This window comes from Acidovorax lacteus, assembly GCF_039540375.1.
GTDB classification, from domain to species: Bacteria; Pseudomonadota; Gammaproteobacteria; order Burkholderiales; family Burkholderiaceae_C; genus Acidovorax_G; species Acidovorax_G lacteus.
Window position 1 is genome coordinate 54,371 of record NZ_BAABEX010000013.1, and the last position, 23,310, is coordinate 77,680.

Consider the following 23,310-nt stretch of genomic DNA (forward strand, 5'->3'; position numbering starts at 1 on the left):
CTGCCCGCCCTGGGTGTGCCGCCCCTTCAGGCTGCCTGCAGCGCCTGCGCCGCGGCCTGGCGGATGGCCTCGGTCAGCCCCTGCAGCGTTGGCGCGTGCAGCCGCCAGCATTGCCAGAACAGCGGCACATCCACCGGCGCGCCGGGCCGCAATTCGGCCAGGCCATGCGCTGCGGGGCCGCCGTGCAGCAGCCCGTCGGGCACCATGCCCCAGCCCATGCCCGCCTGCGCGGCCCGCACAAAGCCTTCGGGCGAGGGCAGCCAGTGCACGGGTGGCTGCAGCGCGCGGCGGGTGATGCGGCGCAAGAACACGTGCTGCAAGCCGTCCTTGCGGTTGAACACCAGCATGGGTGCGCGCGCCAGGTGGGCCGCATCCACCGCGCCGCCCGGAAAGTGCTGTGCCATGAAGCCCGGACTGGCCACGGCGCGGTAGCGCATGGTGCCTAAAGCGTGCACCTCGCAGCCCTGCACGGCGCGGGGCTCGGCCGTCACGGTGCCGATGACGCGGCCCTCGCGCAGCAGGTCGGACGAATGGTCCTGGTCTTCCACCAGCACATCAAACGTGGTGCCGGGCAGCGCCTGCTGCGCGGCCGCCAGCGCGGCAATGAACCAGGTGACCAGCGAATCGGCGTTCACGCCCACGGCCAGGTGGGCGCCGTGGGCGCCGCCCGCCTCCGGGGCCGCGCCCAGCGTGCGCAGGGTGTCGGCCTCGCTCAGGGCCACCTGCCGGGCGTGGCGCAGCAGCGCCTGGCCCGCTGCCGTGGCCTGGCAGGGGCTGCTGCGCTGTACCAGCACCTGGCCCAGGCGTTCTTCGAGCAGCTTCACGCGCTGCGACACCGCCGAGCGCGTGACATGCAGCGTGGCGGCGGCTTTCTCGAAGCTGCCTTCGCGAACCACGGCGGCAAAAGCTGCCAGCTGGGATGAGTCGAGCATGCGTGAAAATGGCTAACGGATCGCAAAAAAGTATAGCTGGCGTAACGAGGCGCCGCCCCCTAGCATGCGCGGCATGAATCCGTCAGACCTGCTGGCCGCCGCGGCCGCCCACGGCTTTACCGCCGCCGTCGCGCTGATCGTCGCCATCGGCGCCCAGAACGCCTTTGTGCTGCGCCAGGGCCTGCGCGGCGAGCATGTGGGCACCGTGGTTGCGCTGTGCGCGTTGTCGGATGCGCTGCTCATCCAGGTGGGGGTCTGGGGCCTGGGCGCGCTCACCAGCGCGGTGCCTGCACTGGCGCAGGCGGCCCGCTGGCTGGGGGCGGCCTTCTTGCTGTGGTACGCCAGCCTGGCGCTGCGCCGGGCGCTGCGCCCGCAGGCGCTCACGGCCACGGCCAGCGGCACTGGCGCGCCCTGGGGCCAGGTGGTGGGTACCACGCTGGCGCTCACCTGGCTCAACCCGCATGTGTACCTCGACACCGTGGTACTACTGGGCACGTTGGCCAGCCCCTACGCTGCGCCGGGCAAGCTGGCGTTTGCGCTGGGCGCATCCATGGCCAGCCTGTGCTGGTTCGTGCTGCTGGGGCAGGGCGCACGGCGCCTGGCGCCCTGGTTTGCGCAGCCGCGTGCCTGGCAGTGGCTCGATGGCGGCATTGCGCTCACGATGGCGCTGCTCGCGGTGTCGTTGATGGCCGGTGTGCTCTGAGCGCAGCGGGCCGCGGCGCATATCCATACAACGACAAATTCGTTCCTTCTGCAGCGTGGCTGCAGGATGATGCGGGCACGTTCCAACCTTTGGCCGCCCGCGGGGCGGCTTTTTTGACACCATGCGATTCCCTCCCCTGATGCTGGCCGCTGCGCTGGCGCTGGCATTGCCGGCTTCTGCCCTGCAGGCCAAGACCTTCCGCTGGACGCGCGCCGTCGATGTGTCCTCCTGGGACATTCACACCCAGAACGTGGGCGTGAACAACACGATGCATGCCGCGGTGTACGACACCCTGGTCGAGTACAACAGCCAGACCTTCAAACCCGAGCCTTCGTTGGCCACCGAATGGAAGCGCGTGTCGCCCACGCAGTTGCGCCTGACGCTGCGCAAGGGCGTGAAGTTCAGCGACGGCAGCGAGTTCACCGCCGACGATGCCAAGTTCTCGCTGGAGCGCGCCAAGGCCAAGAGCTCGAACTTTGCGGTCTACACGCTGGGCATCGACCGCGTGGAGAAGGTGGACAGCCACACGCTGGACATCTTTTCAGAGGTGCCCAATCCCGTGCTCGTGAACCAGCTCACCGAGCTGCGCATCATGAGCCGCGCCTGGGCCGAGAAGCACAAGTCCCTCGAACCCAAGGACATCAAGACCAAGGACGAAACCTACGCCCACCGCAATGCATTGGGCACCGGCCCGTTCCAGCTCAAACAGTGGACACCCGACCAGCGCGTGGTGCTGGAGCCCAACCCGCACTGGTGGGGCAAGGGCAAGTTCCCGACCAACGTGACCGAGATCGTCTACACCCCGATCAAGGCCGACGCCACGCGCACCGCGGCGCTGCTGTCGGGCGAGGTGGACTTCGTGATCGACCCGAGCCTGCAGGACTTGGCCCGCGTGCGCCAGACCCCGGGCCTGCAGGTGCTCGAAGGGCCCGAGTACCGCACCATCTTCCTGGGCTTGGACCAGTTCCGTGACGAGCTGCCGGGCTCAGACGTGAAGGGCAAGAACCCGCTGAAGGACCAGCGCGTGCGCAAGGCGCTGTACCAGGCCATCGACATCCAGAGCATCCAGCGCGTGGTGCTGCGCGGCCTGGCCCAGCCCACGGGCACGCTGATTGCGCGCCAGGTCAACGGCTGGACGGCCAAGGCCGACGCGCGTTGGCCCTACGACCCCAAGGCCGCCCAGCAGTTGCTGGCCGAGGCGGGCTATCCGCAGGGCTTTGAGGTCGATTTCGCGTGCAGCGCAGGCCGCTACATCAACGACGAGCAGTTGTGCCAGGCCATCACCGCGCACTGGGCCAAGGTGGGCGTGCGCGCCAAGCTGCGCCTGCTGCCGTTTGCCACCTACTTCCCGATGATTCAGCGCCATGAGGCCAGCATCTACCTGCTGGGTTGGGGCGTTCCCACGTTCGACGCGTTCTACACGCTGCAGTCGCTGATCCGCAGCCCGGGCGCAGGCGGTGACGGCAACTTCAACCTCGGGCGTTTTTCCGATCCGCAGCAGGACGCGCTGATCGAGCGCATCAAGAAGGAAACCGACCACGGAACGCGCAACCAGCTGATCGAGCGCGCGCTGCTCAACGAGCGGCAGCAGATCTCGCACATCCCGCTGTACAACCAGGTGATTCCGTGGGCGGGCTCCCGCAAGGTGGAGATCCTGCACCGCGCCGACAACCGCATCGACTGGCGCTACCTGAAGGTCCAGTGATCGCCGGGCACCCGTTGCGGGTGCCTTGTTTCTGGTGATGGATGCAGGCCCCGGGTGCCACAGTGCCCGGGGCCTGTGGCGTTCTGGCGGCTTGGCGGGTGCGTCAGGCCAGGGCGCGCTGCACGGCCGGGCGTTGCAGCATGCGCTGCGCGTGGGCCACCACCTTGGGGAATTGCGCGATGTCCACCCCGTCGCTGTGCAGCCAGGTGCCGATCGTGAACAGGTAGCCGTCGCCCACTGTGTACTGCGCGCCCATCACCCATGGGCCGTCACCAAGGTAGTGGTGTTCGATGAATTGAAAACACTCCGTCATGTTGTGTGGCACCTTGCGCTGCATGGCCGCCTGGGCCTCAGGCTCGTCAGCCCATCGGCTGGCGCGGGGGCGATGCGCATGGGCCACGTGCACGGTCGATGCCAGATAGCTGTGAAATTCCTGCAGCCGCGCGAAGCCATAGGCGTCGTCTGGTGTCAGACGGGACTGCGGCGCGCTGTGCGCCACATAGGCCAGCAGGGCAGGGGTTTCGGTCAGCGTGCCGTGGGGTGTGATCAGGGCCGGTACGCGGCCCTTGGGATTCACGGCCAGATATTCCGGCGTGCGCTGCTGGCCCGACGCAAAGTCCACGCGTTCCAGTTGGTACGGCACGCCCGCTTCTTCCAGTGCGATGCGAACGGCCAGCGCGCAGGTGCCGGGGGTGTAGTAGAGCGTCAGTGGGGTCATGGGTAGGTCGGGGGGCGAAAAGCCGCAGGCGCAGAGGTGGTCTGCGCCGCAAGTCTGGTGGGTGGGCGGTGGTTCAGTACAGGCCCCGCGTGCGGGCCATCAGGCGCACCAGGCCCAGCAGGGCCGCGGTGTCGGGGGTGGGCACGCCGGTCAGCCCGCCCAGCTCGTGCACTGCGCCCACCAGCGCGTCGATCTCCATCGGCTTGCCCGCTTCCACGTCCTGCAGCATCGAGGTCTTGAACGCGCCGAGCTTGCGCGTGACCGCGTGGCGGTCGGCCGGCTGCTGGTCGATCGGGAGGCCCAGGCGCTCGCCGATGGCCTTGGCCTCCAGCATCACGCGTTCCACAAAATCTCGCACCAGCACGTCGTCCAGGATGCGGTCGGTGGTCGCGCCCGTGAGCGCGCTGATGGGGTTGAGCGTGAGGTTCCCCCAGAGCTTGAACCAGATGTCCTGCTGGATGCGCTCAGACACCTCGGCATCGATGCCGCCAGTCTGCAGTTCCGCTGCCAGGGCCTGCACGCGCGCACTGCGCTCGCCGCTGGGCTCGCCCAGGATCAGGCGGTTGCCAAAGTGCTGGCGCACAAAGCCCGGGGCTTCGAGCGCGCAGCTGGTGTGCACCACGCCACCCACCACATGCGCCGGGGCAATGGCGCGGGCGATGGTGCCATCTGGGTCCACCGAGGCGAGCGAACGGCCCGCTGCCGGACCGCCGCAGCCCTGCAGGAACCACCAGGGCACGCCGTTCATGGCCGTGAGCACCATGGTCTGTGGCCCCAGCAGCGGGCCGATGCCCCGGGCCACGTCGGCCATGCCCGGGGCCTTGACGGCCACCACGACCACGTCCTGCACGCCCAGCTCGGCCGGGGTCTGCGCGGCCCGCACGGGCACCTGCTCGACGCTGCCGTCAGGCCGGCGCAGGCGCAGACCTTCGGTCTGCAGCGCGGTGAGCGTTGCCCCCCGGGCCACAAAAGACACGTCGGCCCCGGCGCGCTGCAGCGCAAGGCCCATCCAGCCGCCAATGGCGCCGGCTCCGTAGATACAGACTTTCATCGCTTGTCTCTCTGGCAGGTGCATCCCGCTGCCCTCAGCGGGCGCACCGGGTTGGGAATACGGGCCGCCTTCCAGTTCAGTAGCCGGCCGACTGGGAAGCCGGCGCGCGGCCGTCCGGACGCCAACGCGCCACCAGATCGGCAGCGGCCCGTGACAGCAGCATGGTATCGATGCCCAGGGCCACAAACTGCGCGCCTGCCGCGTGCCACTGGCGCGCCTGCGCGTCCTGGGTGGCGAGGATACCGGCCGCCTTGCCCGCGCGGCGGATGCGCGCGATGGCGTCGTCGATGGCGGCCAGCACGGCCGGGTGCTGGGGCTGGCCCGGGTAGCCCATCGAAGCGGACAGATCGGCCGGGCCGATGAATACGCCGTCCACGCCTGGGGTGGCGGCAATGGCGTCCAGATGCCCGAGCGCCGTCACGGTTTCGGCCTGCACCAGCAGGCAGACCTCGCGGTTGGCGGCTTGCACATAGTCGCCATAGGCCTGCCATTGCGACGCCCGCGCCAACGCGCTGCCCATGCCGCGCACCCCCTCGGGCGCGTAGCGCGTGGCACGCACCAGAGCGGCGGCCTGCTCGGGGGTGTCCACCATGGGCACGAGCAGGGTCTGCGCGCCAATGTCCAGCGTCTGCTTGATGAGCGCCGCATCGCCCACGGGCAGGCGCACCACCGGATGCGGGGCCCGGGCACCCAGTCCCAGCGCGTGGCTGGCGCTGCCAATGGCCTGCAGTTGCGCGAGCACGGAGTGCAGGTCGTTGGGCGCGTGCTCGCCGTCGATCAGCAGCCAGTCAAAGCCCGCGCCGGTCAGGATCTCGGCGCTGTAGGCATGGGCCAGGCCGAGCCAGAGGCCCAGCACTGTCTCGCCCGCAGCGAGCCGTTGCTTGAAAAGGTTGCGAGGAGTGGCGTGGGAAGGCATGGCGTCTGGGGCGAGCAGGGGCAAAGTTGCCATCGTAAGCCGGGCGCAGCGCGCCGGTGCGCCCGGCGCTGTGACCGGGAATCGCCCGATATAGTGGCGCTCCGGCTGCGCGCCCTGCTGGCGCGGGCCGGTCTGCCATGGCCAAAGAAAAGACCCTCTTCACCTGCACCGAATGCGGCGGCACCAGCCCGCGCTGGTTGGGCAAATGCCCGTCCTGCGGTGCCTGGAACACCCTGATCGAATCGGTGGCCGAGCCTGCAGGCGGCGGCCGCAACCGCTACAGCACGCCGCAGTTTGCAGGCCTGGCCCAGGCGCAGGCGGTCATGCCGCTGTCGGCCATTGAGGCCACCGAGGTGGCCCGCACGCCCTGCGGCATCGATGAGCTGGACCGCGTGCTGGGGGGCGGCATTGTGGAAGGCGGCGTGGTGCTGATCGGCGGGGACCCGGGCATCGGCAAATCCACGCTCTTGCTGCAGGCGCTCGATGCCTTGCAGCGCGCCGGATTGCCCACGCTGTACGTCACGGGCGAGGAAAGCGGCTCGCAGGTCGCGCTGCGCTCACGCCGCCTGGGGCTGGACCACAGCCAGGTCAGCGTGCTGGCCGAGATCCAGCTCGAAAAGATCCTTGCCACGCTGGAAGCCACGCAGCCGGCGGTGGCCGTGGTGGATTCGATCCAGACGGTGTATTCCGATCAACTCACCTCAGCCCCAGGCTCGGTGGCACAGGTGCGTGAATGTGCGGCCCACCTGACGCGCGTGGCCAAGGCCACGGGCGTGGCCGTGGTGCTGGTAGGCCATGTGACCAAGGAAGGCGCGCTGGCGGGCCCGCGCGTGCTGGAGCACATGGTGGACACCGTGCTGTACTTTGAAGGCGACACGCACAGCCAGTTCCGGCTGGTGCGCGCGATCAAAAACCGCTTTGGTGCGGTGAACGAGATCGGCGTGTTTGCGATGACCGAGCGCGGCCTCAAGGGCGTGAGCAACCCGAGTGCGATCTTTCTGTCGCAGCACAGCGAACCCGTGCCCGGCAGTTGCGTGATGGTGACGCTGGAAGGCACGCGCCCGCTGCTGGTCGAGATCCAGGCGCTGGTCGACAGTGGCGGCCCGAGCCCGCGCCGCCTTTCGGTGGGGCTGGACCGCGACCGCCTGGCCATGCTGCTGGCCGTGCTGCACCGCCACGCGGGTGTGGCCTGCATGGACCAGGACGTGTTTGTGAACGCGGTGGGTGGCGTGCGCATTGCAGAGCCTGCGGCCGACCTGGCGGTGATGCTGGCCATCACCTCCAGCCTGCGCGGCCGCCCGCTGCCCAAAGGCTTCATCGCGTTTGGCGAGGTGGGCCTGGCCGGCGAGGTGCGGCCTGCGCCGCGCGGGCAGGAGCGCCTGAAGGAGGCGGCCAAGCTGGGCTTTTCGGTTGCGGTGGTGCCCAAGGCCAACGCGCCCAAGAAGCCCATCGAGGGGCTCACCATCCATGCCGTGGAGCGGGTGGAGCAGGCCATGGAGGTGGTGCGCAGCGTGGGTTGAGCATCCGCACTATCCACATGGCCGCCTGTGGCCTGGCATACGACAATCGCGCCCCATGAGCTTGCGCAAATGGTGGGTGCCCCTGGGGCTGTCTGTGGCCCTGGTGGCGGGTTGGCAATCGTACGGCTGGGCTGGCGTGGCCTTGGTGGCGGGTGGCGCCGTCATGTGGCTGCTGCTGCACTTTACCCGTTTGATGACGGTGTTGCAGCGCGCGGCCGACCGGCCCAAGGGCTACGTGGGCAGCGCCGTGATGCTCAATGCCCGGCTGCGCGTGGGCGACACGCTGATGCACGTCATTGCGCTCACCCGCTCGCTGGGCGAACTGCAGACCCCCGCCGACACGCAGCCCGAGGTGTACCGGTGGACCGACGGCACCCAGTCGCATGTGACCTGCGAGTTCCAGGGCGGGCGCCTGGTGCGCTGGGCGCTGGAGCGCCCGGCGCAGCCCGATGCCGAGGGGGCCGGTGCCAGCCCGCCCTCCGCGCCCTAAAATCAGGGTTTTGCGACTTCCTGGCACACAAAGGACCCCCATGAGCCCCGTAGTTCCCTCGATGGCCGACCGTGACGGCAAGATCTGGATGGATGGCCAGCTGATCGACTGGCGCGACGCCAAGATCCACGTGCTGACCCACACGCTGCACTACGGCTGCGGCGCGTTCGAGGGCGTGCGCGCCTACAACACGGTCAATGGCACGGCCATCTTCCGCCTTGAAGAGCACACGGAGCGCCTGTTCAACAGCGCCAAGATCCTGCGCATGAAGATCCCGTTCACCAAAGATGAGGTGAACGAAGCCCAGAAGGCTGTCGTGCGCGCCAACAAGCTGGAATCGTGCTACCTGCGTCCGTTGACCTGGATCGGCTCGCAAAAACTGGGCGTGAGCCCCAAGGGCAACACGGTGCACCTGATGGTGGCCGCCTGGGCCTGGGGCGCGTACCTGGGTGAAGAGGGCATGAAGCGTGGCATCCGTGTCAAGACGAGCAGCTACACGCGCCACCACGTCAACATCACCATGACGCAGGCCAAGGCGGTGAGCAACTACACCAACTCGATCCTGGCCAACATGGAGGCCACGGACGAAGGCTACGACGAAGCCCTGCTGCTCGACACCGCAGGCTTTGTGTCGGAAGGCGCGGGCGAGAACCTGTTCGTCATCAAGAACGGCGTGATCTACACGCCCGACCTCTCGGCCGGAGCGCTCAACGGCATCACGCGCAACACGGTGTTCCACATCGCCAAGGACCTCGGCCTGGAAATCATTCAGAAGCGCATCACGCGCGACGAGGTCTATATCGCCGACGAGGCGTTTTTCACCGGCACGGCCGCTGAAGTCACGCCGATCCGGGAACTTGATCGCATCGAGATCGGCAGCGGCAGCCGTGGCCCGATCACCGAGAAGATCCAGACGGCGTTCTTCGACATCGTGAACGGCCGCAATCCCAAGTACGCCCACTGGCTCTCGAAGGTGTGACTGCCATGTCCCAAGCCGTTGTTGAACTGCTGGCCAAGGACCTGAACGCCCAGGGCGGTGTCTTTTGCCCCAGCCCCAAGGCCGACATGAAGCTCTGGAACAGCCACCCCAAGGTGTACCTGGATGTGGCACGTCTGGGGCAGGCCAAGTGCCCGTACTGCGGTACGGTCTATCGCCTCAAGGAAGGCGAAAAAGTGGGGCACGCCCATTGAGCCTGGCCCCTGAGGCCATCCAAGCCGCGCTGCAGCGTGTGACCGTGGTGTCGGTCACCCACCACAGCGCCCACTGCGTCCCGGCCATGGCCCGGACGCTTTCGCCTTTTGCCCAGGCCATTGTGGTGGACAACGCCAGCGACGACGACACCGTGGCCCAGCTGGCGGCCCGCATTCCGCAGGCCCGTGTGATTGCCTCGCCCGTGAATTTGGGTTTCGGGGTGGCGAACAACCGTGCGCTGGATACCGTGGGCACGCCTTACGCGCTCCTGCTTAACCCCGATTGCCACATCGAGCCCGAGGCCGTGGCCCAACTGGTAGCCACTGCCGACGCTTGGCCTGATGCGGCGATCATTGCGCCGCAGCTGCTCGATGCCCAGGGACGGCCTGAGCTTAACTACGGCTGGCTGCGCTGGCATTGGGCTGGCCGCACCGCCGCAGCGCAGGGACCACTGTGTGTGGGTCATGCCTGTGCGGCCGCATGGCTGTTGCGCTGCGACGACCGCGCGTGGCGTTTCGACCCCGGTTTTTTTCTGTACTACGAAGACGAGGACCTGTGCGCGCGTGCGCTGGCTGCGCGTGCGCCCGTCATCATTGAGCCGGCCGCAACGGCCGTGCATGCCAACCGCGGGTCGGTGCGTGGCCGCTCGCCTGCGCGAGCCGAATGGCTGCGGGGTTACCACCACAGCCGTTCCAAGGTGCGCTTTCAGTGCAAGCACCGCGGCCGTTCTGAAGCGGCCCGTGTGCGGAGGCGGGGGTTGTGGAGCGGCGCCTTGGAAATGCTGGCCCGTGTGTTGTTGTTGAATCCGCGTCTTATGGCGCGCAGTGCCGGACGCTGGTGGGGGCTGTGGACTGCCCGCGACCAATTCACCCTTGCGCCTGTGCCCCCTTCCGCTCACCAGAGTTCCTGACATGCCGCGCCTGAGCATCGCCGTCCTCACGTTGAACGAGGCCGAGAACATCGAGGCCTGCCTGCGCAGCGCCGCCTTCGCCGACCAGATTGTGGTCATTGATTCCGGCAGTGCCGACGCCACCGTCGCGCTTGCGCAGGCCGCTGGCGCTGAGGTGTATGCCTATCCCGACTGGCAGGGTTTTGCCGTGCAACGCAACCGCCAGCTCGCACACTGCAATGGCGACTGGGTGTTCTTTCTGGATGCCGACGAGGTGATCACGCCGGGACTGGCCGACGAGATCCGCGCCGCCGTGGCGGCCGATGTCGATCGCGTGTACGACGTGCGCTGGACGCAGGTTGCGTTTGGTCGGCCGCTCACGCACATGCGCCGCGGCGACGGGTTGCCACGCTTGTTTCCGCGCCGTCAGCTGCTGGGGTTTGAGGGTGTGGTGCACGAAGGGCCGACCTTGCAGACACCCGGCCTTGAACACCGCTCGCTGCCCAGTCCGCTGCTGCACCACTCGCGGCGGACAGTCCATCAGAGCCTGCTCAAGCTCGCGCAGTATGCACAGCTCGGAGCCCTCAAGCGCCACACACAAGGCAAGCGTGGCGGGGTGGTGCGCGGCATCGGCAGCGCCCTTGCGAGTTTTGTCCGTCTTTATGTGTTTCACCGCGGCTTCCTGTGCGGGCGCGAGGGCTTCCTGCACTGTTTCCTGGTGGCCTTGGAGTCGTTCTTCCGCTACGCCGCCCTGGCGGTAGACCAGGACGCCCTCGAACGGCCTGCGTTGCGCTGACGCGTCATCCCCCGATCTGCCTGGAAGCGCTCTTGAATCTGGCCGTGCCTGCCTACCCCTCTGCCGTGTTTGATCGCCTGGCACGCTGGTGTCTGGTGGCGCTGTTCTTCATGGTGCCGATTACGCTGGCAGGGGCCAACATTGCGCTGGCGTGCACGCTGCTGTTCTGGTTGCTGGCGGGGCGTTGGCGAGAGCGTGCCGAGGCCGTGCGCAACCTGCCCGTGGCCGTGCCATTGCTGGGATTGTTCGGGCTGGTGGTGCTCGGCTGCCTGTACAGCGATGCATCGAACAAGGAGATGACGCACCATTTGCTGAAGTTCAGCAAGCTGGTGTGGATTGTGATGGCGGCTACCCTGCTGGTGCGTCCTGACACGCATGCGCAGTGCTGGCGCGCGTTCACCCTTGCGGCGCTGATCACACTGGGTTTCAGCTACCTGAACATCTGGTGGAACCCGTCCTGGTCCAAGACCCACAACCAAGGCTGGGGCGTGGACCATACGGTGTTCAAGGACTACATCTCGCAGGGTGCCGTGATGGCCCTGTTGATGGTGCGCGGGCTGCACCAGGGGTGGCTTGCGACCGTGCCTTGGCGCCGCTGGGCCTGGTGGACCATTGCCGCCTTGGCCTTTGTGTGCAACACCCAGTTGTCCATGGGGCGCACCGGCTATCTCGCAACCGGGGTGGCGCTGCTGGTCTTTGTGCTGGCCGTGGTGCCTCGACGCCGCTGGCTGCCAGCGCTGGCGGCGCTGGTGGTTGTGGCCGGGATCTCGGTGGCCACTTCACCCCAACTGCAGCAGCGGGCCGTGTTGGCAGTGAGCGAGCTCAATGACCACAAGACGGGCACGCTGAGCTCCATCGGTCAGCGGATGTACTTCTTGACCCGCTCCGTCGAGTTGATCGCGGAGCGGCCTGTGTGGGGATGGGGCACTGGGGCGTACCACAGTCAGTACTGCCGCGTGGCCACGACGGCCGAATGGTGCGCTGCGGGGCAGTTCCATCCACACAACCAGTTTCTGTTTTTTGGTGTGCAGTATGGCGCGCTGGGCTTGCTGTTGTTCCTCGCCGTCTTCGTGCAGGCAGCACGGGCGGGCCGCACATGGCCCACCCCCAGCCGCGCTCTGCTCTGGTCGTATCTCGCCATCTTGGCGGTGGGCAGCATGACGCACAGCAGTCTGTGGCTGTCATCCGAAAGCTTCTTTTATGCCTTTGCGCTGGCGCTCGTGGTCACATTAAAGCCGCAGCGCCTTACGACTGCGCCGGTTTAGGGGCCGTCAAGGCCGAACGTGCCGTGGGCATTGCCCAGCAGTGCGACGGCCTCTTGTGTCATTCGTGCGATCAGCACGCCCGCAGACGGGCGGTCATGGATCAGGCCTACCGCTTCGCCTGCGGTGGCGTGGGCACGGGTGAAGTCGCCCTGCCGCACGCCCTCGTCGTAGTCGGCCCGGGCCGCCTCTGGGTCGGCGCGCAGGGCGTCGATGCGGTCCTCCCAGGTGCGGTGCAGCGGGTTGCGCAGCGCGCGGAAGTCGTACGGGGCCGGCCAGTGTTTGCGGCGCAGGATGTCGAATACGGGCGAGCGGGCTGTGCCGTCTCCGTCCGTGGTCATGGCCAAGTCTTGGGCCCCCACGGGGGCCAGGCTCTCCTGGCTGGCCCACAGGCGCGTGCCGACCAGAACGCCGTCGGCTCCCAGCATCAGGGCTGCGGCCAGTGTGCGTCCATCGGCAATACCGCCGGCGGCGAGCAGTAGCGTTTCCGGGGCATGGTCCGCCAGCCAGTCGGCCAGTTCCGGCACGAAGGTCAGGGTGGACCGGCCGTTCAGGGCGTTCATGCCATGTCCGCCGGCCTCCGCACCTTGTGCGACCAACACGGATGCCCCGGCCTCAATCGCAGCGGCTGCCTGCTCGAGCCGCTGGATCTGGCAGATCAGCGCCACTCCGGCATCGGCGATGCGCCGGGCATAGGGGCGAGGATCACCGAATGACAGCATCAGCGCCTTGGGCCGTTGATCCGATGGCAAGCCCAGGACCCAATCAAGGGCCCGCGCATCCTCGTCCATCTTCCAGGTGATGAAGCCGCAGCCAATGCGATCGGTGGTGAGGGCTGATTGGCAGGCTGCCTTGTATTCGCGCTGCGTCCAGGCCACGTCGCCGTAGCCGCCTCCGACCAGACCCAGGGCACCCGCACGCGCACAGGCGGCGGCCAGCGCGCCCCCAGACGCAAGCGCCATGGGTGCAAGCGCCACGGGGGTGCTCAGGCCAAAGTGGCGGGTGAAACGGGTGTTGATCTGGGTCATGGGTACGGGGTCCATCCGGCGCATTGTCGAGAGACATCCACAAGGTGTCCAACGCATAATAAGAATAGAAATCATCGGAGTTTCCGATGTTGTTGCCGCCCGCAAAAGCGCGCTCGCGCTCCGCGCGGCAGGCGCTGGGAGGGCGCCCCATGGACTTTGCGGATCTGCAGACTTTTCGCGCCGTGGTGGAACACGGCGGGATCTCGGCGGCGGCGCGTCGTCTCCATCGGGTGCAGTCCAGCGTGTCGGCCCGGCTGGCCGCGCTGGAGACGCAATTGGGCATGCCCCTGTTCAAGCGCCAGGGACGTCGACTCCAACTGACTCCTGAAGGGCAACGGCTGTACGAACGCAGTGCCCCTGTGGTGAACGAACTGCTGGCGCTGCGTCAAGCGATGCAACGGCCGCAATGCCCGGACCTGCTACGCCTCGGAGCCATGGAAAGCACCGCTGCGGCCCGCCTGCCCCGCCCCCTGGCCCGGCTGCGGGCCGAGCACCCTGGCCTGGAACTGGTGCTGCGCACTGGGACCACCCAGGCGTTGATCGATCAACTCCACGAGGGGGCGCTGGACGCTGTTTTGGTGGCCGGCCCCGTGACACAGCCCGCGTGGTGCTGGACGCCGGTGTGCGTGGAAGAACTCGTGCTGATCGCTCCGCAGGACCTGCCACAGCCGTCTACGCTGGTGTGTTTCGCGCAAGGATGTGCCTACCGTGCGGTGGCTCTAGCCTGGGCGCGTTCCCAACATCCCGAGGTTCACAGCACCGTCGAGATCGGCTCCTACCATGCCTTGATCGCCTCGGTGGCCGCAGGCATGGGCATGGGCTTGGTGCCACGATCGGTGCTGGCTCTGAGCGATGCGGCTTCGGTGCTTCAGCGCCCCCTCGCTCCGGTCTGGGCTCGCCAGACCACATGGTTGGTGACGCGCACTGCGCAGCGGCCGCCATCCTTGGAAGCGCTGTGGACACGCATCGCACAAGGCGCTCAGGAGTTGCACGCATGAGCGCCCTGCATGTCCCGACCTTGGCCGTCGTCCTGACGCTGGTGGCGTTTGCCTTGGCGCTGGCGGTGGGCCTCGCGGCCTGGGGACAGCGTGAGCCGGACGGGCTCGGCGTGTGGGGCGCGGGGCTGGCCCTCATGGGCTTGAGCTTCGGCGTGCTGCTCGCGCTGGGCTGGCTGCCTTGGCCGCGGCTCGGGCTGGCGACAGGCAATGCCCTGCTGGCTGCGTCCTATGCGACAGCCTTGTGGGCGCTAGCAGGCTTTCGGCACACTCGCTGGCCGTGGTGGCGCGTGCTGGCGCCCGTGGCGATGGTGGCGGCGGTGTCCTGGGTGCTGGCAGACCGGCCTGTTCTCCGGTTCGGCGTGTTGAATGCGCTGTTTGCCTTGCAGTGGGTCGGCCTGCTGCTCGCAACGCATCGATGGCGTGATGCCATGCCAGGGCGGGGGCGTTGTGTCCTGATGCTTGGCGCTGCACTGGTACTGGCGGTGTTCTTGCTGCGGCTCGGCGCTTTAGCCCTGGGGCACACTGCGCTCGCGAAGCCCTTTGAGCCGCATCCCGTGCAGAGTGCTGCCTTCCTGTTGGGGCTGACAGGTTTGGTGGTGTTGACGGTGGGCTACGTGCTGATGAGCAAGGAGCGTGTGGATGCCGACCATGTGCAGGAGGCCCTGATCGACGCGTTGACGGGCGTTCCCAACCGCAAAGCCTTGCTGGAACAATTGCACCGCACGCTGGCCCAGGCGGCGCGCGAGCAGCGCCCGGTGGCTGTGCTGATGTTGGACATCGACCGATTCAAGCGCGTGAACGATACCTGGGGCCACGTCGCGGGCGACGCGGTGCTGGCCGCCGTGGCCCAGTGTCTCAAGGGGGGGCTGCGCGCCCAGGACTTTCTCGGCCGCTACGGCGGCGAGGAGTTTCTGGTGGTCTTACCCGGCACCGGAGAGGTGGGGGCCGCCACCCTGGCAGAACACCTGCGCACGCGGGTCGAGCGCCTGGTCGTGCCTTGGGAGCCCGAGGACATCCGTGTGACCATCAGCATCGGCGTGCATGTGATGCCGCTGGCCACGCCCAGCGAGATGCAAGCTTTGATCGACGCAGCCGACCATGCCATGTACACGGCCAAGCGAACCGGTCGCAACCGGGTGGTGGTGTCGGGCAGCCCGGACGAGCTGCCACGCGAAGGCTCCGCGCCACCGAGGGAGGGCTAAGGCCCAAGCCTCAGGTGCCAAGCGGTGGGTGCGCTGGCAGGCGCAGCACAAAGCAGGCGCCGCCTCCAGCGTGGTCTTCGCAGTGCACCTGGCCGTTGTGGCGTTCCGCAATTGAGCGCACCAGCGCTAACCCCAGGCCTACGCCGCCCGCTCGCTCGCTGGCGCCCGGCAGTCGGTAGAAGGGCTCGAAGATGCGCTCGCGCTGGTCCGGGGGCACGCCGGGGCCGCGGTCGCAGACCCGCAACTCCACCCACGCCCCCTCGCGCCGCAGGGTCAGCGCCACTGGGCCCTGGCTGTAGCGGCGGGCGTTTTCCAGCAAGTTGCGCACCGCACGTCGCAGCAGCTTGCCCACGCCCCGCACCTGAAGACGGGCCGGGTCCGCCTGCAGGTCCAGGTCGGCATCCACCCGCGCGCATTCCTCCGCAGCCAAGCCCAGCAGATCCACTTCCTCAACGGTACCCACCTCGGCTTCGCGGGCGTCCAGCCGGCTGGCCAGCAGGATCTCATCCACCAGCTGGTCCAGCTCGGCAATGTTGCGCAGGATTTCGGCGCGGAACGCAGGAGATGGCTGCTGCCCGCCCATCAGCTCCAGCCCCATGCGGATGCGCGTGAGCGGCGAGCGCAGCTCATGCGACGCATTGGCCAGCAGTGATTTGTGGGTCTGCACGAGCTTTTCTACCCGTTCGGCCGCGGCGTTGAACTGCCGTGCCAGATCGGCCACCTCGTCCTCACCTCGCACGGGCACGCGCACCGACAGGTCGCCTTCGCCAAACCGCTGGACGCTGCGCTGCAGTGCCTCAAGTCGCTGCGTCAGGCGGCGGATGATGGGGAATACCCCCACGGCCACCGCCAGCCCGACCAGGCCCAGCATCCAGACGAATCCGAACGGTGGTCTGGTCCAGAAAGCCGCATCGTGTGGCGGGGGGGCACTGCCGGGCACCCGGCCGGCCCGGCCCTGGCGGGGTGCACGCGGGGCCATTTGCAGCGTGTAACCCTCGCCTGCGTCGGTGTCGATGCGCAGCTCCAGGCCCTCATGCGGCGGCCCTGGCTGGCGCGTGGCCATGCCGCGCCACAGCACCTCGCCCTGGGCATTGCGCAGCACGACTTCGCGCGAAGGAGGCGACAGGGTCTGCACGTTCTGCTCTGCAGCCACCCGCCATGCCCAACCGACCAGCAAGGTGAGCACGGCCACGCCGCCCACCACCGCCAACCAGATGCGCAGGTACAGACGCCGGGAGACAACGCGCAGGGGGTTCATGCGAAACGGGGCGATGTCAGCGCAGCAGCGCGGGCGGTGCGCTGCTCAGTCCTGCTGCTTGGCAAACACATAGCCCACGCCGCGCACCGTGAGGATGCGCTTGGGGTTCTTGGGGTCGGCCTCAATGGCCGCGCGGATGCGCCCCATGTGCACATCGATGGACCGGTCGAAGGCTTCCAGTTCGCGGCCGCGCACGGCCTCCATGATCTGGTCGCGCGTGAGCACGCGGCCTGCGCGCTCGGCCAGGGCCACCAGCAGGTCGAACTGGTAAGAAGTCAGCTCGGCCGTCTGGCCGGCGACGGTCACGGCGCGTGCGTCGCGGTCGATCTCCAGGCTGCCGAAGCGCATCGTGTGCGCCGCACCGCCGGCCGCTGCGTCCCCGCGGCGGCGCAGGATGGCGCGGATGCGCGCGAGCAGCTCGCGCGGCTCGAAGGGCTTGGGTAGGTAGTCGTCGGCCCCGATCTCCAGACCGATGATGCGGTCCATCGGATCGCCCTTGGCCGTGAGCATGAGCACCGGCACGCGGGCAGCTGCGCCCGGCAATGCGCGGATGCGTCGGCACACTTCCAGACCGTCGATGTCGGGCAGCATCAGATCCAGGATCACCAGGTCGGGCTGTGGCGCCCCTTCGGTGCCTTCCAGCAGCCCGAGGCCACTGCGCCCATCGCCGCGGTGCGCCACCGAGAAGCCCGACTGCCCCAGGTACTCGCCCACCATGTCGGCCAGGCGGGCGTCGTCTTCGATCATCAGCAGGTGGGCGGCGGTGGCGGGCATGGGCAGATCCTCAACGGACGATCATCGCGTGCCGAGCGTGCGGTCGGATGTCTTGTGCGTAAAGAAAGGTAAACCCGGCCGGGTGCAACCTTCAGGCCGCGGGTGGCGTGGTCCAGCGCACCGCATCGGCGGGCACTGCGGCAATCGAAACGCCAAAGCTGCGGATGGCGGGCAAGGTGGCGTTTTCGTGCGCGCGGATCTGCGCGCCGCTGGCGTGCGGCTTGTCGTGTGTGGTGTGCGCATCGGCCACCAGCCGCACGGCAAAGCCGCGCCCGGCGGCGCTGCGCACCGTGGTGTCCACGCAGAACTCGCTCGCATAGCCGCAGACCACCAGCTCCCGCACGCCGCGCTCGGCCAGGCGTTCGCCGAGGTCGGTGCGCAAAAAGCTGTCGGGGGTGGTCTTGTGGATCACCGTGTCCTGGGGGGCGGCCTCCAGCCCAGCGGCCAAGGCCCAGCCGGGGCTGTGGCGGGCCAGCGGGCTGCCCGCCTGTTCGTGGTGCACCCACAGCACGGGCACATGCGCTGCGCGGGCACTGGCGGCCAGGGCGGCAATGCGCGCGAGCACGGCGTCGGCATCGGCCGGGCGGGGGGCAGGGTCGAACAAAGCCGACTGCACGTCGATCACGACAAGGGCGGTGGTCATGGCTGGGGCGGCTGCGCCGCTTCGGTTGGAGGTGGAGAGGCCGGGTTCACCGGCGCATAGCGGGCGGCCAGCGCAATCAGCAGCAACACAGGCAGGCCGAGCAGCGCCGTCCCCATGAAGAAAGTGGGGTAGCCGTGCAGGTCGACGAACTGGCCCGAGAAGCCTGCGAGCCATTTGGGCACAAGCAGCATCATCGAGCTGAACAGCGCGTACTGCGTGGCGGAGTAGCTCACGTTGGTCAGCCCCGACAGGTAGGCGATGAACGCCGCCGAGGCGATGCCGCCGGACAGGTTGTCGGCCGACACCACGGCGATCAGCGCCGTCACGTCATGCCCATGCCCGGCCAGCCAGGCAAACAGCAGGTTGCTGCCTGCGCTGAGCACCGCCCCCAGCATGAGGATGCGCAGCACGCCCAGGCGCATGGACAGCACGCCGCCCACGAAGGCGCCTACCAGCGTCATGATCACGCCGTACACCTTGGTGACGGCGGCCACTTCGTCTTTGGTGAAGCCCATGTCCACATAAAACGGGTTGGCCATGATGCCCATCACGATGTCGCTGATGCGGTACACCGCGATCAGCGCCAGGATCAGCACCGCCTGCCAGCGGTAGCGGCGCAGAAAGTCGGCAAAGGGCTCGACCACTGCACCCTGCAGCCATTCGGCCGGGCCGCGCGCGGGGGGCAGTGGCTGCGGACGCGGCTCGCGTGAGAACAGCACCGTGACCACGCCCACGGCCATGGACGCGGCCATCACCAGGTAGGCGGTCTGCCAGGCGGCGTTCTGGTAGGCAGCGCCCGCGGCGGCGGCGCTGCCTGCAGCGGCCGCCAGCGCTGGCGCTTCGGCGCGCGCGGCAATCCAGAGCACGCCCGCGCCGGCCCAGATCATCGCCAGCCGGTAGCCCGTCTGGTACGACGCGGCCAGTGCGGCCTGCTTGTCGGCCTCGGCCGATTCGATGCGGAAGGCATCCAGCGCGATGTCCTGCGTGGCCGAACCAAAGGCCACGGCCAGCGCGCACCAGACGATGGGGCCCAGGGTATTGCGCGGATCGGCCAGTGCCATGCCCACCAGGCCCGCCACGATCACCGCCTGCGACAGCAGCAACCAGCTGCGCCGCCGCCCGAGCCAGGGCGTGAGGCCGGGCAGGGGCATGCGGTCCACGAGCGGCGCCCACACCCATTTGAAGCCATAGGCCAGGCCCACCCAGCTCAAATAGCCGATGGTGCTGCGGTCAATGCCCGCCTCGCGCAGCCGGAACGACAGCGTGCCCAGTACGAGCAGCAGCGGCAGCCCCGCCGCGAAGCCCAGGGTGAGCATGCGCAGGCTGGCGGGCTCCAGGTACACGGCCAGCGCGGCACGCCAAGAGCGGCGGGGGGGAGGGGGGGCGGAGCCCGCAGGCGCAGAGGCGGAAGAAGATGGCATGGCGTCGGACATGGGGCCCCTGGGGTTTTTGTCTATTATTCCTGCATGTGCCGCCTCTGCTTTGCCCCGCAGCCCGCCGCTGCATCGCCCTGGAACGCCCGCCGCGCCTTTGTGCTGGCTGCCGGTGCGGCGGTGGCTGGGCCCGCGCTGGCGCAGGTGGATGTGGGCAACGCCTCGGGCATGCGCCGCCTGGTGCCGGCCGAGTCGCTCGAAAACTCGGCCCAGCAGCAGTACCACCAGATGCTGCAGCAGGCGCGGGCCAAGCGTGCGCTTGCGCCCGAGGGGCATCCGCAGCTTGAACGCCTGCACGCGATTGCGCGCAAGCTGATCCCGTTTGCGGCGCGCTGGAACGAGCGCGCTCGGGGCTGGCGCTGGGAGGTCAACCTGATCGCCAGCCGCCAGATCAACGCCTTTTGCATGCCCGGCGGCAAGATCGCTTTCTACACGGGCATTCTGGACCAGCTCAAGCTCAGCGACGACGAGACCGCGATGATCATGGGCCACGAAATGGCCCATGCGCTGCGCGAGCATGCGCGCGCGCGCATCGCCAAGACGCAGGCCACCGGGCTGGGGCTTTCGATCGGTGCGCAACTGCTGGGCCTGGGCGACCTGGGCCATGCGGCGGCCAATCTGGGCACGCAGTTGCTGAGCCTGAAGTTCAGCCGCTCCGACGAGACCGAGGCCGATTTGGTGGGCCTGGAGCTGGCGGCGCGCGGTGCCTACGACCCGCAGGCCAGCGTGAGCCTGTGGCGCAAGATGGGCGAGGCCACGGGCGGCAAGGAGGGCAGCCTGGCCTTTCTGTCCACCCACCCGAGCGGGCCCGACCGCATCCGCGAGCTGCAGGAGAACGTGCCCAAGGTGCAGGGCCTGTACGACGCGGCGCGCCGCGCCGGGTGAGTGCGGGCGTGCTTCAGTGCCAAATCGGGCGCTGAAGCAGAAAAGTCAAGCACGACCAGCTATTAAATTTATAGCGATTCTTGGAGGGCGACACGGGCTGACAGCGCGCCACGCCGCGCAGGCGGCGCTCAGGTGCCCTGCACGTAGCGATGCGGCGCACCACGCCGGGTGAGTGTGGGCGTGCTTCAGTGCCAAATCGGGCGCTGAACCAGCAAAGTCAAGCACAACCAGCTATCAAATACATAGCGGCCGTCAGGGTGGGCGACACGGGCTGACGGCGCGCCACGCCGCGTAGGCAGCGCTCAGGTGCCCTGCACGTAGGGGTTGAGCCGCCGCTCGCGGCCGAAGGTGCTCTCGGGCCCGTGGCCGGGGATGAACACCGTCTGGTCGCCCATGGGCCACAGCCGCTGGGTGATGCTGTCGATGAGTTGCTGGTGGTTGCCCTGCGGAAAATCGGTGCGCCCGATGCTGCCGGCAAACAGCACATCGCCCACAAAGGCGCGGTCGATCTGCGGCGCATGGAACACCACGTGGCCGGGTGTGTGGCCCGGGCAGTGGCGCACGTGCAGCGTCTCGTGCCCGATCTGCACCGTGTCGCCGTCCTGCAGCCAGCGCGTGGGCGTGAAGTGCTGCGCGGGCGGAAATCCGAACATCGCACTTTGCTGGGGCAGCGCGTCGATCCAGAACTGGTCGCCCGGGTGCGGGCCCACGATAGGCAGCCCCAGGCGCTGGGCCAGCTCGCCCGTGCCGCCCGCGTGGTCGATGTGCGCGTGCGTGAGCCAGATCTGCGCCAGCGTGAGGCCGCGCGCCTGCACTTCGGCCAGCAGCGTGTCCAGATCGCCGCCCGGGTCGATCAGCGCGGCCTGCTGTGTGGCGTCGCACCACAGCAGCGAGCAGTTCTGGGCAAAGGCGGTGACGGGGATGGTGTGGTAGTGCAGCATGTGGGGGGATGGGGCAGTGGCGCAGGCGCGGCCTGCGCCGGGTCAGAGGTTGGTGGCAGCCAGCACTTCGGGCAGGTCGGTCAGGCCTTGCAGCACCTTTTCGATGCCGTCTTGCCGCAGCGTGAGCATGCCCTGCGCCAAGGCCGACTGCCGGATCTCGGCCGCCGGTGCGCGGTGGCGGATCTGGTGGCGGATCGCATCGTCGCTGACCATCAGCTCGTGGATGCCGAGCCGGCCGCGGTAGCCGTGGCCCTCGCACTGCGTGCAGCCCACGGCACGCCACAGGCGCGGGCGGCCATCCGTGCCACCGTGGCGACGGCGCCATGCGGTCACCAGGGCGCTGCGCGCCTCGGGCGTGTTGCTGCCGCCGCTGCCCAGGTATTGGGATGCGAGCGAGGCCAGCGCCTCGTCGCTCGCGGGCTCGGGCCGCGCGCAGTGCGTGCACAGGCGGCGCACTAGGCGCTGCGCCAGGATGCCCAGCAGCGAATCCGAAAAATTGAACGGGTCCAGACCGATTTCGAGCAGCCGCGCGATGCTTTCGGGGGCCGAATTGGTGTGCAGGGTGGACAGCACCAGGTGCCCGGTGAGCGAGGCCTCGACGGCGATGCGCGCGGTCTCCTCGTCGCGCATCTCGCCGATCATGATCACGTCCGGGTCGGCGCGCAAAAACGTGCGCATGGCGGCGGCAAAGGTCCAGCCGATGCGCGCGTTGACCTGCACCTGCCGCAGTCCGCTTTGCGTGATCTCGATCGGGTCTTCGGCCGTCCAGATCTTGCGGCCCGCGGTGTTGATGTCGCGCACCACCGAGTGCAGCGTGGTCGTTTTGCCGCAGCCCGTGGGGCCGCACACCAGCACCAGGCCGTAGCTCTTTTGCACCAGCGTGCGGATGGCCGCCAGGTTCGCCGGGCTCAGTCCGATCTGCTCCAGCGGCAGCGGCTTGGCACCCGCCAGCAGGCGCAGCACCACGTCTTCGAGCCCGTGCGAGGTCGGCACGGTGACCACGCGCAGTTCCACCGGTGGGCCGCCGAAGCGCGCGAAGTCGATCTTGCCGTCCTGCGGCTTGCGGTGCTCGGAGATGTCCATGCCCGCCATGATCTTGATGCGCGCCACCATCGCGAAACGGTAGCGTGCAGGCAGCTCCAGGTAGGGCGTGAGCGTGCCGTCGATGCGCAGGCGGATGCGCACGCTCTGCGGCGCGGGCTCGGTCTCGATGTGGATGTCCGAGGCGCGGTGGCGGATCGCCTCGTCGATCATGGTGTTGATGAGCCGCACCAGCGTGTTGTCGGACTCGCTCACCACGTCGGCCTGCTCGCTCTCGCCGTCGCCTTCGGCCGTGACCAGGTGCGTGGCCAGCTCCTGCGCCGATGCGCGTTCGGCCACCGCCGAGGCCGGGCCTGCGGGGTGCACGCGGTAGGCCTGGTGGATGGCCGGCATCAGCGTGCCCGGCGCGGCCTGCAGCGGCACCAGCCGCCGCTGCGTGAGAAAGCGCAGTTCATCGAGCAGCGTGCGGTCGTACGGATCGGCCATGAGCAGCACCAGCGCATCGTCGCGCAGCATCAGCGGCAGCACCGATTCGCGCTCGGCCAGGTGGCGCGGCACCAGCGACAGGGCCTGGGGCTCGGGGCTCAGGTGACCGGGGTGCACGGTGAAGTCGCCCAGCCAGGCGGCAATCGCCAGCCGCAGCTGCTCGGCCGACAGGCCGGTGCGCTCGCGCAGGATCTGGCCAATCAACCGGTGCTGGCCCTGCGCGCGCTCCTGCTGCTGTTGCTGCAGGCCGTACGACAGGTCCTCCTCGCGCACGAGGCCCGCCTGCACCAGCGCCTGCCCCAGGTGCGGCGCGCGGCCCACCACCGGGTGGGGTGTGGTCACCAGCTGCCACAAGGCGTCGGTGCTGGCCGGCTGCACGCTGGCGGGCGCGGTCTTCAAGGGGGTGGCGGTGTCGGTCATGGCGGGCTGGCGTGGCGGCGTGCGGGC

Annotated in this window: 23 protein-coding genes; 12 read left to right on the forward strand and 11 right to left on the reverse strand. The window is 68.6% G+C overall.

Annotated elements, in window-relative coordinates; translation table 11 throughout:
• Positions 1-26: 26 nt before the first annotated feature.
• Positions 27-932 carry a LysR family transcriptional regulator ArgP gene (locus ABD866_RS09620; protein ID WP_345063878.1) on the reverse strand — a complete coding sequence of 302 codons (906 nt, stop codon included), beginning with the start codon at positions 930-932 and terminating at the stop codon, positions 27-29.
• A 64-nt stretch (positions 933-996) separates the two neighbouring features.
• Here ABD866_RS09620 and ABD866_RS09625 point away from each other — a divergent pair, with 64 nt between their 5' ends.
• Positions 997-1,635, forward strand: a complete 639-nt coding sequence (locus ABD866_RS09625; protein ID WP_425549571.1) for a LysE/ArgO family amino acid transporter — start codon at positions 997-999, stop codon at positions 1,633-1,635.
• Between the two features lie 121 nt (positions 1,636-1,756).
• Positions 1,757-3,340: an ABC transporter substrate-binding protein gene (locus ABD866_RS09630; RefSeq protein ID WP_345063885.1), complete on the forward strand. Its 1,584-nt coding sequence runs from the start codon at positions 1,757-1,759 to the stop codon at positions 3,338-3,340.
• 103 nt (positions 3,341-3,443) lie between these two features.
• Here the strand turns inward: ABD866_RS09630 and ABD866_RS09635 are convergent, their stop codons facing one another.
• The 3 genes from ABD866_RS09635 to ABD866_RS09645 all read right to left on the reverse strand — a co-directional run bounded on the left by ABD866_RS09635 (position 3,444) and on the right by ABD866_RS09645 (position 6,025).
• Positions 3,444-4,058 carry a glutathione S-transferase family protein gene (locus ABD866_RS09635; protein WP_345063888.1) on the reverse strand — a complete coding sequence of 205 codons (615 nt, stop codon included), beginning with the start codon at positions 4,056-4,058 and terminating at the stop codon, positions 3,444-3,446.
• Positions 4,059-4,131: 73 nt separating this feature from the next.
• Positions 4,132-5,109, reverse strand: coding sequence for a 2-dehydropantoate 2-reductase (locus ABD866_RS09640; RefSeq protein ID WP_345063890.1), 978 nt, complete (start codon positions 5,107-5,109; stop codon positions 4,132-4,134).
• A gap of 76 nt (positions 5,110-5,185) precedes the next feature.
• Positions 5,186-6,025 (reverse strand): HpcH/HpaI aldolase family protein, encoded by an 840-nt coding sequence (locus tag ABD866_RS09645; RefSeq protein ID WP_345063893.1) that lies wholly within the window; start codon positions 6,023-6,025, stop codon positions 5,186-5,188.
• A gap of 137 nt (positions 6,026-6,162) precedes the next feature.
• Between ABD866_RS09645 and radA the strand changes: the two genes are divergently transcribed.
• From radA to ABD866_RS09680, 7 genes are all read left to right on the forward strand, one after another.
• A complete protein-coding gene (radA, locus tag ABD866_RS09650) occupies positions 6,163-7,545 on the forward strand; it encodes a DNA repair protein RadA (RefSeq protein ID WP_345063896.1) in 1,383 nt (460 codons plus the stop codon).
• A 55-nt stretch (positions 7,546-7,600) separates the two neighbouring features.
• On the forward strand, positions 7,601-8,035 hold the full coding sequence (locus ABD866_RS09655) for a glycerate kinase (RefSeq protein WP_345063899.1): 435 nt from the start codon (positions 7,601-7,603) through the stop codon (positions 8,033-8,035).
• A 40-nt stretch (positions 8,036-8,075) separates the two neighbouring features.
• Positions 8,076-9,014: a branched-chain amino acid transaminase gene (locus tag ABD866_RS09660; protein WP_345063901.1), complete on the forward strand. Its 939-nt coding sequence runs from the start codon at positions 8,076-8,078 to the stop codon at positions 9,012-9,014.
• Between the two features lie 5 nt (positions 9,015-9,019).
• Complete coding sequence (locus ABD866_RS09665) at positions 9,020-9,226, forward strand: zinc-finger domain-containing protein (RefSeq protein WP_345063903.1); 207 nt, start codon at positions 9,020-9,022, stop codon at positions 9,224-9,226.
• Positions 9,223-10,137, forward strand: coding sequence for a glycosyltransferase (locus ABD866_RS09670; RefSeq protein ID WP_345063905.1), 915 nt, complete (start codon positions 9,223-9,225; stop codon positions 10,135-10,137). Before ABD866_RS09665 ends, ABD866_RS09670 begins: the two co-directional genes overlap by 4 nt.
• Before the next feature lies 1 nt (position 10,138).
• Positions 10,139-10,912: a glycosyltransferase family 2 protein gene (locus tag ABD866_RS09675; RefSeq protein ID WP_345063907.1), complete on the forward strand. Its 774-nt coding sequence runs from the start codon at positions 10,139-10,141 to the stop codon at positions 10,910-10,912.
• A 65-nt stretch (positions 10,913-10,977) separates the two neighbouring features.
• Positions 10,978-12,177, forward strand: coding sequence for an O-antigen ligase family protein (locus ABD866_RS09680; protein WP_345063909.1), 1,200 nt, complete (start codon positions 10,978-10,980; stop codon positions 12,175-12,177).
• Here ABD866_RS09680 and ABD866_RS09685 read toward each other — a convergent pair.
• On the reverse strand, positions 12,174-13,202 hold the full coding sequence (locus ABD866_RS09685; RefSeq protein WP_345063911.1) for an NAD(P)H-dependent flavin oxidoreductase: 1,029 nt from the start codon (positions 13,200-13,202) through the stop codon (positions 12,174-12,176). The genes ABD866_RS09680 and ABD866_RS09685 overlap by 4 nt on opposite strands.
• 149 nt (positions 13,203-13,351) lie before the next feature.
• Here ABD866_RS09685 and ABD866_RS09690 point away from each other — a divergent pair, with 149 nt between their 5' ends.
• Both ABD866_RS09690 and ABD866_RS09695 read left to right on the forward strand, forming a co-directional pair.
• On the forward strand, positions 13,352-14,200 hold the full coding sequence (locus ABD866_RS09690; protein ID WP_345063914.1) for a LysR family transcriptional regulator: 849 nt from the start codon (positions 13,352-13,354) through the stop codon (positions 14,198-14,200).
• Complete coding sequence (locus tag ABD866_RS09695) at positions 14,197-15,402, forward strand: GGDEF domain-containing protein (RefSeq protein ID WP_345063917.1); 1,206 nt, start codon at positions 14,197-14,199, stop codon at positions 15,400-15,402. Before ABD866_RS09690 ends, ABD866_RS09695 begins: the two co-directional genes overlap by 4 nt.
• Before the next feature lie 10 nt (positions 15,403-15,412).
• On the opposite strand, the gene ABD866_RS09700 is transcribed toward ABD866_RS09695, so the two are convergent.
• The 4 genes from ABD866_RS09700 to ABD866_RS09715 all read right to left on the reverse strand — a co-directional run bounded on the left by ABD866_RS09700 (position 15,413) and on the right by ABD866_RS09715 (position 19,510).
• Complete coding sequence (locus ABD866_RS09700) at positions 15,413-16,660, reverse strand: HAMP domain-containing sensor histidine kinase (protein WP_345063920.1); 1,248 nt, start codon at positions 16,658-16,660, stop codon at positions 15,413-15,415.
• 45 nt (positions 16,661-16,705) lie between these two features.
• Complete coding sequence (locus tag ABD866_RS09705) at positions 16,706-17,434, reverse strand: response regulator (protein ID WP_345063922.1); 729 nt, start codon at positions 17,432-17,434, stop codon at positions 16,706-16,708.
• A gap of 91 nt (positions 17,435-17,525) precedes the next feature.
• A complete protein-coding gene (locus tag ABD866_RS09710; RefSeq protein ID WP_345063925.1) occupies positions 17,526-18,077 on the reverse strand; it encodes an isochorismatase family protein in 552 nt (183 codons plus the stop codon).
• Positions 18,074-19,510: an AmpG family muropeptide MFS transporter gene (locus ABD866_RS09715; protein WP_345063929.1), complete on the reverse strand. Its 1,437-nt coding sequence runs from the start codon at positions 19,508-19,510 to the stop codon at positions 18,074-18,076. The genes ABD866_RS09710 and ABD866_RS09715 overlap by 4 nt, the downstream gene beginning before the upstream one ends.
• 33 nt (positions 19,511-19,543) lie before the next feature.
• Here ABD866_RS09715 and ABD866_RS09720 point away from each other — a divergent pair, with 33 nt between their 5' ends.
• Positions 19,544-20,395 carry a M48 family metallopeptidase gene (locus ABD866_RS09720; RefSeq protein ID WP_345063932.1) on the forward strand — a complete coding sequence of 284 codons (852 nt, stop codon included), beginning with the start codon at positions 19,544-19,546 and terminating at the stop codon, positions 20,393-20,395.
• A gap of 302 nt (positions 20,396-20,697) precedes the next feature.
• Here ABD866_RS09720 and ABD866_RS09725 read toward each other — a convergent pair whose 3' ends face one another.
• On the reverse strand, positions 20,698-21,336 hold the full coding sequence (locus tag ABD866_RS09725; RefSeq protein ID WP_345063935.1) for an MBL fold metallo-hydrolase: 639 nt from the start codon (positions 21,334-21,336) through the stop codon (positions 20,698-20,700).
• A gap of 42 nt (positions 21,337-21,378) precedes the next feature.
• Positions 21,379-23,283, reverse strand: a complete 1,905-nt coding sequence (locus ABD866_RS09730; RefSeq protein ID WP_345063938.1) for a GspE/PulE family protein — start codon at positions 23,281-23,283, stop codon at positions 21,379-21,381.
• Positions 23,284-23,310: the final 27 nt, after the last annotated feature.

Bases quoted from the DNA above. Each gene is read 5' to 3' on its own strand.
- ABD866_RS09620 (WP_345063878.1), bottom strand. From the start codon at position 932: ATGCTCGACTCATCCCAGCTGGCAGCTTTTGCCGCCGTGGTTCGCGAA.
- ABD866_RS09625 (WP_425549571.1), top strand. From the start codon at position 997: ATGCGCGGCATGAATCCGTCAGACCTGCTGGCCGCCGCGGCCGCCCAC.
- ABD866_RS09630 (WP_345063885.1), top strand. From the start codon at position 1,757: ATGCGATTCCCTCCCCTGATGCTGGCCGCTGCGCTGGCGCTGGCATTG.
- ABD866_RS09635 (WP_345063888.1), bottom strand. From the start codon at position 4,058: ATGACCCCACTGACGCTCTACTACACCCCCGGCACCTGCGCGCTGGCC.
- ABD866_RS09640 (WP_345063890.1), bottom strand. From the start codon at position 5,109: ATGAAAGTCTGTATCTACGGAGCCGGCGCCATTGGCGGCTGGATGGGC.
- ABD866_RS09645 (WP_345063893.1), bottom strand. From the start codon at position 6,025: ATGCCTTCCCACGCCACTCCTCGCAACCTTTTCAAGCAACGGCTCGCT.
- radA (WP_345063896.1), top strand. From the start codon at position 6,163: ATGGCCAAAGAAAAGACCCTCTTCACCTGCACCGAATGCGGCGGCACC.
- ABD866_RS09655 (WP_345063899.1), top strand. From the start codon at position 7,601: ATGAGCTTGCGCAAATGGTGGGTGCCCCTGGGGCTGTCTGTGGCCCTG.
- ABD866_RS09660 (WP_345063901.1), top strand. From the start codon at position 8,076: ATGAGCCCCGTAGTTCCCTCGATGGCCGACCGTGACGGCAAGATCTGG.
- ABD866_RS09665 (WP_345063903.1), top strand. From the start codon at position 9,020: ATGTCCCAAGCCGTTGTTGAACTGCTGGCCAAGGACCTGAACGCCCAG.
- ABD866_RS09675 (WP_345063907.1), top strand. From the start codon at position 10,139: ATGCCGCGCCTGAGCATCGCCGTCCTCACGTTGAACGAGGCCGAGAAC.
- ABD866_RS09685 (WP_345063911.1), bottom strand. From the start codon at position 13,202: ATGACCCAGATCAACACCCGTTTCACCCGCCACTTTGGCCTGAGCACC.
- ABD866_RS09690 (WP_345063914.1), top strand. From the start codon at position 13,352: ATGGACTTTGCGGATCTGCAGACTTTTCGCGCCGTGGTGGAACACGGC.
- ABD866_RS09695 (WP_345063917.1), top strand. From the start codon at position 14,197: ATGAGCGCCCTGCATGTCCCGACCTTGGCCGTCGTCCTGACGCTGGTG.
- ABD866_RS09700 (WP_345063920.1), bottom strand. From the start codon at position 16,660: ATGAACCCCCTGCGCGTTGTCTCCCGGCGTCTGTACCTGCGCATCTGG.
- ABD866_RS09705 (WP_345063922.1), bottom strand. From the start codon at position 17,434: ATGCCCGCCACCGCCGCCCACCTGCTGATGATCGAAGACGACGCCCGC.
- ABD866_RS09710 (WP_345063925.1), bottom strand. From the start codon at position 18,077: ATGACCACCGCCCTTGTCGTGATCGACGTGCAGTCGGCTTTGTTCGAC.
- ABD866_RS09715 (WP_345063929.1), bottom strand. From the start codon at position 19,510: ATGTCCGACGCCATGCCATCTTCTTCCGCCTCTGCGCCTGCGGGCTCC.
- ABD866_RS09720 (WP_345063932.1), top strand. From the start codon at position 19,544: ATGTGCCGCCTCTGCTTTGCCCCGCAGCCCGCCGCTGCATCGCCCTGG.
- ABD866_RS09725 (WP_345063935.1), bottom strand. From the start codon at position 21,336: ATGCTGCACTACCACACCATCCCCGTCACCGCCTTTGCCCAGAACTGC.
- ABD866_RS09730 (WP_345063938.1), bottom strand. From the start codon at position 23,283: ATGACCGACACCGCCACCCCCTTGAAGACCGCGCCCGCCAGCGTGCAG.